1 rRNA gene is annotated in these 218 nt (G+C 54.6%); it reads left to right on the forward strand.

The features are described from left to right. A 23S ribosomal RNA gene (locus tag EAE90_RS23535) occupies window positions 1-218 on the forward strand; the annotation flags it as partial.

A 218-nucleotide genomic window follows, 5' to 3' on the forward strand; every position in this document is an offset into this window, starting at 1 on the left:
ATCATTAACTGAATCCATAGGTTAATGAGGCGAACCGGGGGAACTGAAACATCTCAGTACCCCGAGGAAAAGAAATCAACCGAGATTCCCCCAGTAGCGGCGAGCGAACGGGGAGCAGCCCAGAACCAACATCAGCGATAGCATCAGAGGAACGGTCTGGAAAGGCCGGCGAGAGAGGGTGACAGCCCCGTACTCGAAGATGGTATGGCTGGGAGTTC

This window comes from Photorhabdus caribbeanensis, assembly GCF_018448885.1.
Classification (GTDB): domain Bacteria; phylum Pseudomonadota; class Gammaproteobacteria; order Enterobacterales; family Enterobacteriaceae; genus Photorhabdus; species Photorhabdus caribbeanensis.